Origin of the sequence: Agrococcus carbonis, assembly GCF_900104705.1 — a bacterium.
Classification (GTDB): domain Bacteria; phylum Actinomycetota; class Actinomycetes; order Actinomycetales; family Microbacteriaceae; genus Agrococcus; species Agrococcus carbonis.
Map to the genome: position 1 here is coordinate 1886304 of NZ_LT629734.1, position 16438 is coordinate 1902741.

Here is a 16438-nt window from a genome sequence, read left to right on the forward strand (position 1 = left end):
GCGGTCGACGGCGGTCGCGTCGGTGACGGGCGCGGGGGCGGTGTCGGCGATGAAGCGCTCGATGCGGGCCCCGCCGATCGCCGCCGCAGCGGGCGAGTCCCGCTGCACGCGGGCGCGGATCGCGTCGAGCGCCAGCGGGGCGTCGCTCGCGATGAGCACGATGTTGCTCTCGCGCACGGCGATCGTCGACCCCCGCGTGACCATGGCCACGTGCGCGAACACCGCGCGCAGGGTCGCGAGCTGGGCGCGCACGAAGTGCGCCGGCGGCCCGTCGACCGAGTTCACGATGAGCGTGCCGCCCGGCTCGAGCGCCTCGCGCGCCGCGTGGAAGCACTCGACGGTGGTGAAGGCCGCAGGCACGCGGCCTCCGTCGAACACGTCGATCACGATGAGCGAGACCGGCTCGGCCGTCGCCTCGAGCGCGGCGCGCCCGTCGCCCAGCTCGAGCCGCACGCCGTGCGGCAGCGGATCGACCTCGGCCACGAGCTCGACGAGCGCCGGCTCGACCTCGACCACGCGCTGGCGCATCGTCGGGTCGCGGTGCTGCAGCGCGCGGGGGAGCGTCGCCGCGCCGGCGCCGAGGTGCAGGGCGGTCGCGCCCGCGCGCCCGCCGAGCGCCTCGATCGCGGCGGCGAGCATCCACCGCACGCTCGCGAGCCTCGGCGGCTGCGCCGGGTCGCCGACGTGCGACTGCACGAAGCCGCCCACCCGCAGCGTCCACCCGGCGGCGTCGCGCTCGACGACCGCGTCGCGGCCGCTCGAGAGCGTGCGTCGCGTCACGCCGCGGCCTGGCGCCGCATCCAGCGCACCTCGACCACGCGCCGCGCCGCGCGCGTGCAGGGCGTGCACGCGTAGCGACCGCGGGGCGCGCGGAAGCGCACGTGCTCGTGGCCGCCGGGGCACGAGCCCACCCAGCCGGCGCGCTCGGCGGCGATCTCGCCGCGATGGGTGCGGCCGCCGACGTAGCCGAGCTCGCGCGCGGTGCGCCGCCACACCGGCCCGTGCCCCGCGGCCGGCCCCGCCATCGCGTGCGCGACCTCGTGCAGCAGCACCTGGTGCACCTCGTCGTCGTCCCAGCGGGCGGCGAGGTGCTTCGAGACGGTGATGCGGCGGTGCGTGTAGTTCGTCAGCCCCGCGCGCTTGGCGGCGCGATCGAAGCCGAAGGTCCACGAGTCGTCGAGGTGCAGCCGGATGAGGGCCTCCGCCCACACCCGCACCTTCTCGAGATCAGCCATCACACCCCTTCCGCCGGCTGCGAGCATGCCAGCCCGGGGCGCGACCGCGCCAACCGCGGGCCGTCGCCTGTGGAGTCAGCGCCCGCCCCAGAGCGGATGCCGCGCCCGAGGCACGTCCTGCTCGGCGCGCAGCGCCTCGGTCTGCGCGCGGTCGGTCGCGACCATGAGCGCGATCTCGGCGGCCTCGAGCTGCGCCGCCTCGAGGCCGGCCTCGCGGCACAGCTCGACCGCGACCGTGAAGTCGAGGCACGCCTCGTGCCACTGCCGGAGCGCGAAGTGCACCGTGCCTCGCTGCTGCAGCGCGTGCGCCCACAGCTCGACCCAGTCGTTCGCGCGCGACTCGGCGATGAGCGCCGTGCACTCGCGCAGCGCCGCGTCGAGGTCGCCGCGGGTCTGGATGACGGATGCGCGCAGCAGGCGCGCCTCGGCGACCCGGTCGCGAGAGCCCGAGGCGCGCGCGAGGGTCACGGCCTCGTTCGCGGCGACGAGCGCGTCGTCGAGCCGCCCGATGGACTCGAGCAGCCACGCGCGCTCGGAGACGGCCGCGAGCGAGCGCTCCCGGCCGAGCTGCCGCAGCCGGCGGGCGGCAGCGGCGACGTCGACCGCGTTGCGCAGCGCGGTCTGGTCGTAGCCGATCGACTGGCTCATGGCCGACATCGTCGCGCACGCGAGCCGGATCCGCGGGAGCGCGCGCGGCGATCCGCCGACCGCGCCGGGCCGAGCGCCGTGCGGGCGTCCGGCAGGGCAGGTGGAATGCCGCGCGCCCGCGCGCCGTTGGCCCTCCCACGTGACCTCCTCGACGCGCCGTCCCCGCTGGATCCTCGCCGCCGTGCTGGCGATCGCCGTCGTCGGCGGCGGCATCACCGCCGCGGCGCTCGCGACGGGCGGTCGCGCAGAGAACGGCGTCGACGCATCCGCCGTGCCGCAGGGCAGCATCGCCGCGGACACCCGCATGGGCGCCGTCGAGCTGCGCGCCGCCGACCTCGACGGCATGGCCGACTACTACGGCCCTGCGGGCATCGGGCTCGACGTGCTCGAGCGCGCCGCCGACGTCGTCTCGCTCGGCGCCCACGGGCACGAGCTCGTGCGGCTCGTCGCCGCCGAGGCCGCACCGGCCGCCCATGCCGACGCGGGCCTGTTCCACACCGCGATCCGCTTCGACGACGCCCCCGGTCTCGCGCGCGCCCTCGTCGGCGTCGCGAGCGCCTACCCGCACCTCTACGGCGGCGCGTCCGACCACGCGGTCAGCCACGCCTTCTACTTCGCCGACCCCGAGGGCAACGGCGTCGAGCTGTACGTCGACACGCCCCGCGACTTGTGGGTGTGGGAGGACGGCGAGGTGCAGATGGGCAGCGCGCCGCTCGACATCAACGCCTTCGTCGCCGAGCACCTCGGCGCGGGCACCGACACCGGCACCGGCAGCGGCGCGACCGTCGGCCACGTCCACTTGAAGGTCGGCGACCTGGGGCAGGCCGAGGCGTTCTACTCCGACCTGCTCGGCTTCGCGGTGACCGCCCGCGCCGACGGCGCGATCTTCCTCGCCGCCGGCGGCTACCACCACCACCTCGCGGCCAACACGTGGGGCTCGGCGGGCGCGGGCGAGCGCCCCGAGACGCTCGGCCTCGGCTCGCTCGAGGTGCTCGTGCCCGCGCAGGCCGACCTCGACGTCGTCGCAGCGAGGCTGACGGATGCGGGAGCCGCGTTCGACGAGACCGCCGGCGCGATCGTCGTGGCCGACCCGTGGGGCACGGTGGTCGAGCTGCGCGTCGCCGGATAGCCGCGGCCTGCCGGGGGACTTCTCCCCATCGCGACCCTCAGCAGCGAGCTCCTAGGGTGGGAGGGCCGGACGGAGGACCATGGCCCAGGACATCATGCTCGACCTCGAGCGCATGCGCGAGCTGCATCGCGGACTCACGATCACGGTGGCCGAGTTCGAGGCCGCAGGTCGCACGAACGACCGGCTCGAGTCCGCCATCGGCAACCCCGACGGGCGGTCGGCGCTGCGCGACAAGGCGCATGACTTCGAGGGCCGGTGGAACGACAAGCGCGAGAAGCTGCTGACCAACCTCGACGGCATCGATGAGTCGCTGCGCACGATCATCGAGCAGTGGACGGCGTGGGACGCCGACACCGCCGGCTACTTCGAGGACGAGGGCAGGACCACGACCCTGACTCACGAGCCATGACGATGCGATCCCCGAACGAGGGCTACGAGCTGCGCGCGCTCGAGGGCGACGCCCCCGCGATCCAGGAGCACGGCCGCGTGCTCGGCGAGCTCGCCGAGACGATGGTCATGACCGCCGATCGGCTGATCGAGCTGGGCGACTCATCCCTGTACCGCAGCCAGGCGACCGACAAGCTCTCGACCACGGCGGCCGAGGTGGAGGAGGATCTGCGCGCGGCGTCGGTGCGCTACGACCTCACCGGCGACGCGGTCGTGACCTACGGGGTCGCCCTCGCCCAGGCCCAGGACTGCATCAACCCCAACGTCGAGACCATCCGCACCGCCGAGGAGGAGTACCAGGCGGCGCGCCGGGCCCTCGACGACGCGGAGGACGAGCGCGACGGGCTGCGCCGCGTGATGCCGTGGGAGGACGAGCCCACCGAGGCCCAGACCGCGGCCGCGGCCTTGGCGGTCGCCACCGCCAGCGGCGAGCTCGCCGGCAAGGAGCAGACCCGCAACGCGCTGTGGGCCACGTACGAGACCGCCTTCGGCGACTGGAGCGAGGCCTACGACGCCGCCGTCGACGGCATCGAGCATGCGATGGACACCGCCGGCAACGACGACGGCTTCTGGGAGGCGCTCGACAACTTCCTCGACGCGCTCGGGTGGGTGATCCTGGTGCTGAGCATCGTCGCGCTCATCATCGGCGCCCCGTTCACCGGGCTGCTCGCGGGCATCCTGCTGGGCCTCTCGGCACTGGTGGCGCTCGGGCGGCTCGTGCAGTACGCCGCCGGCCAGGCGACGCTGGCCGATGTCGCCCTCTCGCTCATCGCCCTGCTGCCGTTCGGCATCGGGCGCGTCCTGTCGAAGGGCGCGCCGACGCTGAGCGCCGTCATGGGCGGCGCTCGCGGGCAGATCGTCTCGAGCATCCGCTCGGCACTGCCGGCGATGCGGTTCTCCACGCCGTTCCGCAACATCTCGACCGCCTGGCAGTGGTTCCGCGCGCCGGCGGCCGCGCGCGCCGCGCTGCCCCACCCGGGGGTGTTCACCAACCCGCTCACGGCGATGCGCCTCGGCGGCGCGCAGACCGCGCAGGTCCAGACCTTCGTGCAGACCATGCGCACCTCGCCGTACGCGAGCACGCTCGCCCAGCTCGCCGACGACACGGCGCGCGCGATGCCGACCCCGTGGCTGCAGAGCGCGAACACCAATCTGTGGGTCGGTGAGTTCGGCTATGGCGTCGCGACCACGACCGGCGCCCTCTCGAGCTTCTTCGGTGCGGAGCAGGTCACGGTCGACGATGGCCCGATCCGCTGACGCGCGCGGGCGCTGGGTCGCCCGTCTCGATGCCGTCGGCATCGCCGCCGCGGGCCTGGGCATCCTCACGCTCCTGGGCTACCTCGTCGGCGGGCTGGTCCTCACCGGCGGCCGCATGGCCGAGGACCTCGGCTACCTCTACGGCCACATCGTCGAGTGGCCGCTGTTCGTGGTGGAGCCGTGGCTGCCGATCGCCGTCTCCTCCGTCACGCTGCTGGCGTTCGTGCCGATGGCGGCGCTCGTGCGGCCCGAGGAGACCGGTCGGCTCACTCGCGCCATCAACCTGGTCGCGGCCGGCTCGATCTGCCTGCCCTTCGCCATGATGCTGCTCTTCCCGACCGTCGTCTCGACCGACCACCGCGGCGTCGACGAGACGGTGCCCGGTGATCACTGGATCGGCCTGGCGATCGGCATCGCGACGATGGTGCTCATGATCGCCCTCGGCGCCCGGGCGATGACGGAGCAAGGACGGCGGATGCGCGCATGACGATCGCTTCGCCCACGGGCTACCACCTGATGCTGCCGCCGGGCTGGCGCGGCTTCCCCGTCGACGATGACGGCCTGGCCCAGGTGCAGCGCTTCGTCAGCGCGAGGTTCCGGGCGATCGGGCGCCCCGACCTCGACGCGCAGATGCGGCAGCTCCTGCGCCAGCAGTGGGCGGCGCTGCGCGCGCAGCTCGCCCGTCAGGTCTTCCTGCGCGCCGAGCAGGACGAGCGGATGCTGCTGCCGATGTCGATCGCCGTGCGCCAGTTCGTCGCGCCGCCGCCGGCGACCTTCGAGCAGGCGCTCGCGACCACCACGGGCACGACGCTCGAGCGCTTCGACACCCCCGCTGGCCCGTGGTTCCGCGGCGAGCGCGAGCAGCGGGGGCAGGGCGAGCTCTCGATGGCGCGGTCGGTGACCGTGCTCTACGGGATGCCGCTGCCCGAGCCGCATCAGCGCAAGGGCCTGGCGTTCATCGGCTCGGTCACCCACGCCGACGGGACGGACGCCGAGCTCGTGCGCGGCCACGTCGAGCTGCTCGACACGATCATGGAGACGGTGCGCTGGCGATGAGCATGCAGTACGCGTTCGACCTCGAGGCGACGCAGTGGCTGCGGGTGCCCCTGGCGTTCCCCGACGGCGAGGACGCCGACGTCTTCACCTGGGCGGCGCGGGTGGCGGATGCGCGGGTCCACGGCCGCGAGGACCTGCGGCGCGCGATCATCGGCCGGGCCACCGAGGTCGCGGCCGTGCTGGGGCCGCGCGAGGCGGCGGCCGAGCGGCTGTGGCTGCTGCCGTCGCCGCAGGCGCCGGAGGCGATCGCCCACCTCTACTTCGCCGACGCGGCCGGCGAGCCGGCGGAGGCCTTCGTGCTCGCCGGCGCCGAGGGCGGTGCGCAGGCGGTGCGCAGCATCGAGGGCACGGGCTGCGACGAGGCGCTGGCCGCCGAGCTGCTCGCGGAGACCGAGCAGGGCATGCTGGCGATCTCGCGCCGCATCGCTCGGATGGACGGCACGATCGCGCTCATCGAGGTGATCGACGCGGCCCCGACCCCCGTCGCCGCAGAGGACGGCCCGCTCGACCAGCTGCTGCGGGGCCTCGTCCTCCGGCCCGCCGCCGGCTGAGCCGGCTCAGCCGAAGACGCCCCGCCCGGGTGCTGGGCTCGGCGTCGCGTCCGCGTCCCGCGCGGGCAGCGCGCCGCCGAGGAACCGGCGCAGCTCGGCGCCGGCCACGACCTTGCCGGGCAGCGGGTCGCGGCGCAGCGCGCGCCCGACCGCGTCGAGGTCGGGCAGCTCGGCGCCCGCGACCGCGACGACGTTGCCGAAGCGCCGGCCCTTGAGCATGCCGGGGTCGGCGAGCGCCGCCGCCTCGGCGTGCACCTCGAGCAGCGCCGCGAGCTGCCGCTTCGCGAACGCCAGCGTGCGGTCGTCGGCGATGTTCACCACCACGACGCCGGTCGGCGCGAGCAGCTGCCGCACGAGCTCGTGGAACTCCACCGTCGTCACGTGCGCCGGCGTCTGCGCGCCGGAGAACACATCCACCACTACGAGGTCGACCGCGCCCGTGAGCCCGCGCGGCAGCCGCGCGAGCTGCTCGCGCGCATCGCCGTAGCGCACGCGCACGCTCGCGCCGCGGGGCAGCGGCGCGACCTCGCGCACGAGCTCGACCAGCAGCGGCTCGAGCTCGATCACCTGCTGGCGCGAGCCCGGCCGCGTCGCCTCGACGTAGCGGGGGAGGGTGAGGGCACCCGCGCCGAGGTGCACCGCGGTGATGGGGCCGGCCGGCAGCGCGTCGATCGCGTGGCCCATCTGCTGCACGTACTCGTACACGAGCAGCTCGGGCCGCTCGGGGTCGACGTGCGACTGCGGTGTGCCGTCGACCACGAGCTGCCAGCCGCCCGACCCCGAGAACCGCATCTCGGCGTGCAGGCCGCTCGAGAGGCGGCGGCTGGGGGTCGTCATGCGGCCATTCTCCCGCGTGCGGCGCGCCCGCTAGCACCGGGTGCGCCGGGCCTGCCAGCCGACACGCCGTCGCGGCTGGACTTTCGCGCGGGCGCGGCGTAGTGTTGAGCGTTGCGCTCACAGACATCCCCTCTGCCTTCATATTGCGGTCGGCGCGCGCCCTCACCGGGCGCTTCAGGGTGTTGACGAGTCTCTCACCGACGACACGATCCCGGGAAGACCCGCAACCCTTCCCGGCCCGGAGGTATCTGCCTTGGCTGAACTGAGCCCCAAGACCGGTCGAAACGCGAGCCGCCTGAGCTTCGCGCGGATCACGGACACCCTGACCGTCCCCGACCTGCTCGCACTGCAGACCGAGAGCTTCGAGTGGCTCATCGGCGACGACGCCTGGAAGGCCCGCCTCGCAGAGGCGTCGGAGTCCGGCCGCGACCACGTGCACGCCGAGTCCGGCCTCGAGGAGATCTTCGAGGAGATCTCGCCCATCGAGGACCTCGGCGAGAAGATGCAGCTCTCGTTCTCGGAGCCGGTGCTCGACGTGCCCAAGTACACGATCGACGAGTGCAAGGAGCGCGGCAAGACCTACGCGGCGCCGCTCTACGTCTCGGCCGAGTTCATGAACCACGAGACCGGCGAGATCAAGTCGCAGACGGTCTTCATGGGCGACTTCCCGCTCATGACCGAGAAGGGCACGTTCATCGTGAACGGCACCGAGCGCGTCGTCGTCTCGCAGCTCGTGCGCAGCCCCGGCGTCTACTTCGAGCGCACGCCCGAGAAGAACTCCGACAAGGACGTCTACTCGGCGCGCGTCATCCCCTCGCGCGGCGCGTGGCTCGAGTTCGAGATCGACAAGCGGGATGCCGTGGGCGTCCGCATCGACCGCAAGCGCAAGCAGTCGGTCACCGTCTTCCTCAAGGCCCTCGGCCTCACGAGCGAGGACATCGCGACCGAGTTCGCCGGCTACGAGTCGATCATGGCGACGCTCGAGAAGGACGCGCCGATGTCGAAGGAGGACGCCCTCCGCGACATCTACCGCAAGCTGCGTCCGGGCGAGCAGGTGGCCGCCGAGGCCGCCCGCGCGCTGCTCGACAACTTCTACTTCAACCCGAAGCGCTACGACCTCGCGAAGGTGGGTCGCTACAAGATCAACCGCAAGCTCGGCATCGACGCGCCGATGAGCGACTCGGTGCTCTCGGTCGAGGACATCGTCGCGACGATCAAGTACCTCGTCGCGCTGCACGCCGAGGAGACCACGCTGCCGGGCGTCCGCAAGGGCGAGCCGGTCGAGATCCGCCTCGACGTCGACGACATCGACCACTTCGGCAACCGCCGCATCCGCGCGGTCGGCGAGCTCATCCAGAACCAGGTCCGCACGGGCCTGGCCCGCATGGAGCGCGTCGTGCGCGAGCGCATGTCGACGCAGGACATCGAGGCGATCACGCCGCAGACCCTGATCAACGTGCGCCCGGTGAGCGCCGCGATCAAGGAGTTCTTCGGCACGTCGCAGCTGTCGCAGTTCATGGATCAGAACAACCCGCTCGCGGGCCTGACCCACAAGCGCACGCTCTCGGCGCTCGGCCCCGGCGGCCTCTCGCGCGAGCGCGCGGGCGTCGAGGTGCGCGACGTGCACCCCTCGCACTACGGCCGCATGTGCCCGATCGAGACCCCTGAGGGCCCGAACATCGGCCTGATCGGCCGCCTCGCGACGTTCGGCCGCATCAACTCGTTCGGCTTCATCGAGACGCCGTACCGCCGCGTCGAGAACGGCGTCGTGGGCGACACGGTCGACTACCTGACCGCCTCCGAGGAGGACGAGTTCGTCGTCGCGCACGCGAACAACCCGATCGACGAGAACAAGCGCTTCACGCAGGAGCGAGTCGTCGCCCGTCGCAAGGGCGAGGAGGTCGAGCTCGTCGACCCGATGACGGTGGACTACATGGACGTCTCGCCGCGCCAGATGGCGTCGGTCGCGACGAGCCTCATCCCCTTCCTCGAGCACGACGACGCGAACCGCGCGCTCATGGGCGCGAACATGCAGCGCCAGGCCGTGCCGCTCGTCCGCTCCGAGGCGCCGCTCGTCGGCACCGGCATGGAGGGCTTCGCCGCGATCGACTCCGGCGACGTCATCACGGCGGATGCGTCGGGCGTGGTCGCCGAGGTCTCGGCCGACCTCGTCACGGTGCAGCTCGACGAGGGCGGCACGCAGCAGTACTTCCTGCGCAAGTTCGACCGCTCGAACCAGGGCACGTCGTACAACCACCGGGTCATCGTCTCGGCGGGCGACCGCATCGAGGCCGGCGAGGTCATCGCCGACGGCCCGGCGACGGAGGACGGCGAGCTCGCGCTCGGCAAGAACCTGCTCGTGGCGTTCATGCCGTGGGAGGGCCACAACTACGAGGACGCGATGATCCTCAGCCAGAACCTGGTGAAGGACGACGTGCTCTCGTCGATCCACATCGAGGAGTACGAGGTCGACGCCCGCGACACCAAGCTGGGCAAGGAGGAGATCACGCGTGACCTCCCCAACGTCGGCCCCGACCTGCTGGCCGACCTCGACGAGCGCGGCATCATCCGCATCGGCGCCGAGGTCGTGCCCGGCGACATCCTCGTCGGCAAGGTCACGCCGAAGGGCGAGACCGAGCTGAGCGCCGAGGAGCGTCTGCTGCGCGCGATCTTCAACGAGAAGAGCCGCGAGGTGCGCGACACCTCCCTCAAGGTGCCGCACGGCGAGCAGGGCACGGTCATCGCGGTCAAGCAGTTCCGCGCTGAGGACGGCGACGACGAGCTCGGCTCGGGCGTGCACGAGAAGGTCGTGGTCTACATCGCGCAGAAGCGCAAGATCACCGAGGGCGACAAGCTCGCCGGCCGCCACGGCAACAAGGGCGTGATCGCCAAGATCCTGCCCGAGGAGGACATGCCGTTCCTCGAGGACGGCACGCCCGTCGACATCGTGCTCAACCCGCTCGGCATCCCGAAGCGCATGAACTTCGGCCAGGTGCTCGAGACGCACCTCGGCTGGATCGCGAAGACGGGCTGGAAGGTCGAGGGCACCCCCGAGTGGGCGAAGGGCCTCGACCCGGCGACGCTCGAGGCGCCTGCGGGCACCAAGGTCGCGACGCCGGTCTTCGACGGCGCCACCGAGGAGTCGATCATCGGGCTGCTCGACGCGACGCTCCCGACCCGCGACGGCGTGCGCCTCATCGACGGCTCCGGCAAGGCGAAGCTGTTCGACGGCCGCTCGGGCGAGCCGTACCCGTACCCGATCTCGGTCGGCTACATGTACATCCTCAAGCTGCACCACCTGGTCGACGACAAGATCCACGCCCGCTCGACCGGCCCCTACTCGATGATCACGCAGCAGCCCCTGGGCGGTAAGGCCCAGTTCGGCGGCCAGCGGTTCGGCGAGATGGAGGTCTGGGCGCTCGAGGCGTACGGCGCCGCCTACACGCTCCAGGAGCTGCTCACCATCAAGTCGGACGACATCGTCGGCCGCGTGAAGGTGTACGAGGCCATCGTCAAGGGCGAGAACATCCAGGAGCCCGGCATCCCCGAGTCCTTCAAGGTGCTCATGAAGGAGATGCAGTCGCTCTGCCTGAACGTCGAGGTGCTCAACGCAGCCGGCGACGTCGTCACGCTGCGCGACGACGAGGACGAGGCGCTCCGCACGGCCGAGGAGCTCGGCATCAACATCTCCCGCCCTGAGCTGTCGTCGATCGACGACATCTGATCCGGCAGCTGAAGAGAATTTCGACAAGAGGGAATTGCATTGATCGACGCGACTACGTTCGATGAGCTGCGGATCGGCCTGGCGACGGCCGAGGACATCCGCGGATGGTCGTACGGCGAGGTGAAGAAGCCCGAGACCATCAACTACCGCACGCTGAAGCCGGAGAAGGACGGCCTGTTCGGCGAGCAGATCTTCGGCCCCAGCCGCGACTGGGAGTGCGCCTGCGGCAAGTACAAGCGCGTGCGCTTCAAGGGCATCGTCTGCGAGCGCTGCGGTGTCGAGGTCACGAAGTCGTCCGTGCGCCGCGAGCGCATGGGCCACATCGAGCTCGCCGCACCCGTCACGCACATCTGGTACTTCAAGGGCGTGCCCAGCCGCCTCGGCTATCTGCTCGACATGGCGCCGAAGGACCTCGAGAAGGTCATCTACTTCGCCGCGTACATGATCATCAGCGTCGACACCGACGCCCGCCACGAGCGCCTTCCCGCGCTCGAGCAGGAGCTGCGGCTCAAGGTCGCCGAGGTCGAGAAGCGCCGCGACGCCGACATCGCCGCCCGCCTCTCGCAGCTCGAGGCCGACGTGGCCCAGCTCGAGGAGGAGGGCGCGAAGGCCGACCAGAAGCGCAAGGTGAAGGACGCCGGCGAGCGCGAGATGGCGCAGCTGCGCAAGTTCGCCGACGACGAGATCGCCCAGATGGAGAAGGTCTTCGACGACTTCCGCACGCTCAAGGTCGGTGACCTGAAGGCCGAGGACGCGACGTACCACGACCTCGTCGACCTGTACGGCGAGTTCTTCCACGGCCACATGGGCGCTGAGGCGATCAAGCTGCGCCTCGAGTCGTTCGACCTGGCCGCCGAGGCCGAGGACCTGCACCAGCAGATCGCCGAGGGCAAGGGCCAGCGCAAGATCCGCGCGATCAAGCGCCTCAAGGTCGTCAACTCGTTCCTGCAGACGGGCAACAGCCCGGCCGCGATGGTGCTCGACGTCGTGCCGGTGATCCCGCCGGAGCTGCGTCCGATGGTGCAGCTCGACGGCGGCCGCTTCGCGACCTCCGACCTCAACGACCTGTACCGCCGCGTCATCAACCGCAACAACCGCCTGCGCCGCCTGCTCGACCTCGGGGCTCCCGAGATCATCGTGAACAACGAGAAGCGGATGCTGCAGGAGGCCGTCGACGCGCTGTTCGACAACGGCCGCCGCGGCCGTCCCGTCACGGGCACCGGCAACCGCGCGCTCAAGTCGCTCTCCGACATGCTGAAGGGCAAGCAGGGCCGGTTCCGCCAGAACCTGCTCGGCAAGCGCGTCGACTACTCGGGCCGCTCGGTCATCGTCGTCGGCCCGCAGCTCCAGCTGCACCAGTGCGGCCTGCCCAAGCAGATGGCGCTCGAGCTGTTCAAGCCGTTCGTCATCAAGCGCCTGATCGACCTGGGCCACTCCCAGAACATCAAGCACGCCAAGCGCATGGTGGAGCGCTCGAAGCCGCAGGTGTGGGACGTGCTCGAGGAGATCATCCGCGAGCGCCCCGTGCTGCTGAACCGCGCGCCCACGCTGCACCGCCTCGGCATCCAGGCGTTCGAGCCCCAGCTCGTCGAGGGCAAGGCCATCCAGCTGCACCCGCTCGTCTGCGCGGCGTTCAACGCCGACTTCGACGGCGACCAGATGGCCGTGCACCTGCCGCTCTCGGTCGAGGCGCAGGCCGAGGCCCGCGTGCTCATGCTCGCCTCGAGCAACATCCTCAAGCCGTCGGACGGCCGTCCGGTCACGCTGCCCTCGCACGAGATGGTCTCGGGCCTGCACCACCTCACCACGGTGAAGGCGGATGCGACGGGCTCGGGCCGCGCGTTCTCCTCGGTCGCCGAGGCGATCATGGCCATGGACCAGGGCTCCCTGGACCTCGGCGCGACCGTGCGCATCCGCCTGTCGGGCCTGGTCTTCCGCGACCAGGACCGCCCGGAGGGCTTCGTCGACGGCGAGCCGTTCCTGCTCGAGACGACCCTCGGCCGCGCGCTCTTCAACGAGCTGCTGCCGGAGGACTTCCCGTTCGTGCAGGAGGCCGCCACCAAGCCGGTCATCTCGCTCATCGTCAACGCGCTCGCCGAGCGCTACCCCAAGACGGTGGTCGCGGCGACGCTCGACAAGATCAAGGACGCCGGCTTCTACTGGGCCACGCGCTCGGGCATCTCGGTCGCGCTCTCCGACGTCATCACGCCGGAGCGCAAGGACGAGATCGTCGGCGCGGCCGAGGAGTCGGCCCGCAAGATCCAGGACAAGTTCGAGAAGGGTCTCATCACCGACGCCGAGCGTCGCAGCGACCTCACCGAGCTCTGGACCAAGGCCACGAACGACGTGCAGAAGGCCACGCAGGAGGCGTTCGACGAGGACAACTCCATCTACCGCATGGTCACCGCCGGCGCGAACGGCAACTGGATCCAGGTGCGCAACATCACCGGCATGCGCGGCCTCGTGACGAACCCGAAGGGCGAGGTCATCCCGCGCCCGATCATCTCGTCGTACCGCGAGGGCCTCACCGTGGCGGAGTACTTCATCGCCACGCACGGCGCGCGCAAGGGCTCGGCCGACACCGCGCTCCGCACGGCCGACTCGGGCTACCTGACGCGTCGTCTCGTCGACGTGTCGCAGGACGTCATCATCCGCGAGGACGACTGCGGCACCGAGCGGGGCCTCGAGGTGCCGATCGCCGAGACGATCGACGGCCAGCTCGTGCTGCACGAGAACGTCGAATCGGCGGTCTACGCCCGCAACCTCGCGACCGAGGTCGTGGGATCCGACGGCACGGTGCTCGCGACCGCGGGCCAGGACATCGGCGACCGCGAGATCCGCGCGTTCATCGCCGCGGGCGTCGAGACGGTCAAGGTGCGCTCGGTGCTCACGTGCGAGTCGGCGGTCGGCGTCTGCGCCCACTGCTACGGCCGCTCGCTCGCGACGGGCCTGCTCGTCGACATCGGCGAGGCGGTGGGCATCATCGCCGCCCAGTCGATCGGCGAGCCCGGCACGCAGCTCACGATGCGCACGTTCCACACCGGTGGTTCGGTCGGCGCGAGCGACATCACGCAGGGTCTGCCCCGCGTGACCGAGCTCTTCGAGGCGCGCACGCCCAAGAACGCCTCGCCCATCGCCGAGGTGGCGGGCCGCGTGCGCATCGAGGAGGACGAGAAGTCGAAGCGCATCGTCATCACCCCCGACAACGGGGATGAGGAGATCGCCTACCCGGTGCTCCGCCGCGCGACCCTCGAGGTCGGCGACGGCGACCACGTCGAGCAGGGGCAGCAGCTCCAGGTCGGCGCGGTCGACCCCAAGGAGGTGCTGCGCGTGCGCGGCGTCCGCGAGGTGCAGAAGCACCTGGTCTCGGGCGTCCAGGACGTGTACCGCTCGCAGGGCGTGCCGATCCACGACAAGCACATCGAGGTCATCGTGCGCCAGATGCTGCGCAAGGTCACGGTCGTCGACCACGGCGAGACGGACCTGCTGCCGGGCGAGCTCGTCGACCGCTCGCGGTACAACGAGCTCAACCGCGCCGCGCTGACCGAGGGCAAGAAGACCGCTTCGGCCCGCCAGGAGGTCATGGGCATCACGAAGGCGTCGCTCGCGACGGAGTCGTGGCTCTCGGCCGCCTCCTTCCAGGAGACGACCAAGGTGCTCACCGAGGCGGCGCTCGCCGGCAAGCGCGACCCGCTGCTGGGCCTCAAGGAGAACGTCATCATCGGCAAGCTCATCCCCGCGGGCACCGGCCTGTCGCGCTACCGCGACGTCTCGGTCGAGGCCACGGAGGAGGCAAAGGCGGAGCGCTACCCGAACCGCCTGTTCGCCGACGCCGGCGGGGTCGACGAGTCCGACCTCTCCTACCTCGACTTCGACGCCTTCACCGGCGGCGAGTTCGGCGAGGAGCCCGGGCAGTACGTCTGACGCCGACTGCTCGAAGGGGCCGCACCACACGCGTGGTGCGGCCCCTTCCGCGTCCGCCGGATGCGCCTGCGTGCGGAGCGCCGCAGGGGACGCACCGCTCGGCGTGCCTAGAATCAGCCGACGACGCGGCACCGTGCCGCGGAGGAGGTCACAGCATGAGCGACGAGCAGCCCACCTCGTGGCGCGAGCGGTTCTTCGGCACCGCGCCGGCGACCACGCCCTCGGAGGACGCGCCTGCTGACGAGCGGGGGACCGACCCCCACTCGGCGGAGTCGGCGCCGGACTCCTCGGAGGTGGCCTCGCAGTCGGTCACGGAGCACGACGACCACCAGAGCCTCGTCGAGCACGAGCCGTCGACCGACACCGCCGAGCTCGGCGACCGCGAGAGCCCGATCGAGCCGACGGTGATCGCGCCGTCGACCCTGCGCGGCCCGTCGCACTCCGCCGCGCACCCGGACGACACGCCCACCGGCGATGCGACGGCGAGCCGCCGCCGCGCCGACGCCGCCCACGGCGACGCCGCCGACAGCTCGCTCGAGCGCGAGCCCGAGACCGACGCGGCCTCGGACGCGGCCGCGCCGCCCGAGCTCGTCGAGCCCCGCCGCCCGTCCTTCGGCCTCCGGCGCCGGACGGATGCGGACGCCGACCACGGTGCGGTGCACGACGCGGATGGCGACGCGGCCCGTGGCGCCGGCGGCGCGGGTGCCGGCGCCGCCGTCGCGGGCGGGGCCGCGGGCGCCGCAGTCGGCGCGGGCGCGGAGCGCGCGCGAGCGCGCGAGTTCGTCGAGCCGGAGCCCACGCAGGCGATGGACGCGCATCGTCACGACCCCACGCAGGCGATGGACGCGCAGCGTGACGACCGCACGCAGGCGATCGATGCACCCGGCGACGAGACCGGTGCGCAGACCCGCGTGCTCGACGCCCAGCCCGACACCGAGCGCCAGCGCTTCGGCATCGTGCGCGACGAGGTGCCGGCGTCGTCGATCCAGGTCGACGACGAGACGGCGCGCGCCGCCGCGGGCGGCACCCCGATCGTGCTCGTCGAGGAGCCGCTGCCGCCGCGCCGGAAGGGCGCCCGCGGCGTCGGCTTCGCCGTCGCGCTGCTCGCGACGCTCATCTTCGCCGCGCTCTTCGCCGCCGCGTTCCTCGCCGTCGGCTACCTCTTCGACCGTGGCTTCGACCTCGTCGAGACGCTGCAGACGGTGTGGCTCCGGCCCTCGTTCCTGCTACCGGTCGCGGTCTTCTTCCTCGCCTACTGGATCGTGACGCTCATCGTGAACCGCGCGGGCTGGTGGGCGCACGTGCTCGGCGCCTTCATCGTCGCGCTCCTCGTCTACGCGGCCCACATCGGCGGCGCGTTCATGGAGGAGCAGGGCGGCTGGACGGGCTACACCGCGCTGCCGGGCATCGACCCGCAGTCGCTCGGGCAGCTGCTGCTCGCGCCGCTGTCGGTGCTCGCGTTCGTCATCGCCCGCGAGGTGCCCGTGTGGGTCGGCGGCATCGTCGCCCGCCGGGGCCGGAAGGCCCGCGAGTGGAACCGCCAGGCGATGGACGAGTACAACGCCGAGAACGCCGAGCGCCTCGCCGCCTACGAGCGCGCGCGCGGCTGATCCGACGCGTCGAAGGGGCC

At 72.0% G+C, this 16438-nt stretch carries 12 protein-coding genes and 1 pseudogene; 9 read left to right on the forward strand and 4 right to left on the reverse strand.

The window, feature by feature from the left end; translation table 11 throughout:
- Positions 1 to 24: 24 nt before the first annotated feature.
- From BLT67_RS13740 to BLT67_RS09125, 3 genes and pseudogenes are all read right to left on the reverse strand, one after another.
- A pseudogene (locus BLT67_RS13740) lies at positions 25 to 639 on the reverse strand (spermidine synthase); the annotation flags it as partial.
- Positions 640 to 776: 137 nt separating this feature from the next.
- On the reverse strand, positions 777 to 1235 hold the full coding sequence (locus BLT67_RS09120) for a SprT-like domain-containing protein (RefSeq protein WP_092666724.1): 459 nt from the start codon (positions 1233 to 1235) through the stop codon (positions 777 to 779).
- Between the two features lie 75 nt (positions 1236 to 1310).
- On the reverse strand, positions 1311 to 1883 hold the full coding sequence (locus BLT67_RS09125; RefSeq protein WP_092666725.1) for a hypothetical protein: 573 nt from the start codon (positions 1881 to 1883) through the stop codon (positions 1311 to 1313).
- 181 nt (positions 1884 to 2064) lie between these two features.
- On the opposite strand from BLT67_RS09125, the gene BLT67_RS09130 reads away from it, so the two are divergent.
- The 6 genes from BLT67_RS09130 (at position 2065) to BLT67_RS09155 (ending at position 6323) form a co-directional block, all read left to right on the forward strand.
- Positions 2065 to 3012 (forward strand): VOC family protein, encoded by a 948-nt coding sequence (locus BLT67_RS09130; RefSeq protein WP_231945459.1) that lies wholly within the window; start codon positions 2065 to 2067, stop codon positions 3010 to 3012.
- 79 nt (positions 3013 to 3091) lie between these two features.
- Complete coding sequence (locus BLT67_RS09135) at positions 3092 to 3421, forward strand: hypothetical protein (RefSeq protein WP_092666726.1); 330 nt, start codon at positions 3092 to 3094, stop codon at positions 3419 to 3421.
- The gene (locus BLT67_RS09140; RefSeq protein WP_092666727.1) at positions 3418 to 4716 is read left to right on the forward strand and encodes a hypothetical protein; all 1299 of its coding nucleotides are present in this window, start codon (positions 3418 to 3420) and stop codon (positions 4714 to 4716) included. Before BLT67_RS09135 ends, BLT67_RS09140 begins: the two co-directional genes overlap by 4 nt.
- Positions 4700 to 5203 carry a hypothetical protein gene (locus BLT67_RS09145; protein WP_092666728.1) on the forward strand — a complete coding sequence of 168 codons (504 nt, stop codon included), beginning with the start codon at positions 4700 to 4702 and terminating at the stop codon, positions 5201 to 5203. Before BLT67_RS09140 ends, BLT67_RS09145 begins: the two co-directional genes overlap by 17 nt.
- Positions 5200 to 5772 carry a hypothetical protein gene (locus BLT67_RS09150; RefSeq protein ID WP_092666729.1) on the forward strand — a complete coding sequence of 191 codons (573 nt, stop codon included), beginning with the start codon at positions 5200 to 5202 and terminating at the stop codon, positions 5770 to 5772. The genes BLT67_RS09145 and BLT67_RS09150 overlap by 4 nt, the downstream gene beginning before the upstream one ends.
- The gene (locus BLT67_RS09155) at positions 5769 to 6323 is read left to right on the forward strand and encodes a hypothetical protein (RefSeq protein ID WP_092666730.1); all 555 of its coding nucleotides are present in this window, start codon (positions 5769 to 5771) and stop codon (positions 6321 to 6323) included. Before BLT67_RS09150 ends, BLT67_RS09155 begins: the two co-directional genes overlap by 4 nt.
- Before the next feature lie 6 nt (positions 6324 to 6329).
- Here BLT67_RS09155 and BLT67_RS09160 read toward each other — a convergent pair whose 3' ends face one another.
- On the reverse strand, positions 6330 to 7160 hold the full coding sequence (locus tag BLT67_RS09160; protein WP_172802008.1) for a spermidine synthase: 831 nt from the start codon (positions 7158 to 7160) through the stop codon (positions 6330 to 6332).
- A gap of 253 nt (positions 7161 to 7413) precedes the next feature.
- On the opposite strand from BLT67_RS09160, the gene rpoB reads away from it, so the two are divergent.
- From rpoB to BLT67_RS09175, 3 genes are all read left to right on the forward strand, one after another.
- Positions 7414 to 10884 carry a DNA-directed RNA polymerase subunit beta gene (gene rpoB, locus BLT67_RS09165; protein WP_092666731.1) on the forward strand — a complete coding sequence of 1157 codons (3471 nt, stop codon included), beginning with the start codon at positions 7414 to 7416 and terminating at the stop codon, positions 10882 to 10884.
- 39 nt (positions 10885 to 10923) lie between these two features.
- The gene (rpoC, locus tag BLT67_RS09170) at positions 10924 to 14808 is read left to right on the forward strand and encodes a DNA-directed RNA polymerase subunit beta' (protein WP_092666732.1); all 3885 of its coding nucleotides are present in this window, start codon (positions 10924 to 10926) and stop codon (positions 14806 to 14808) included.
- Positions 14809 to 14963: 155 nt separating this feature from the next.
- The gene (locus BLT67_RS09175) at positions 14964 to 16418 is read left to right on the forward strand and encodes a hypothetical protein (protein WP_092666733.1); all 1455 of its coding nucleotides are present in this window, start codon (positions 14964 to 14966) and stop codon (positions 16416 to 16418) included.
- The last annotated feature ends 20 nt before the right edge of the window (positions 16419 to 16438 follow it).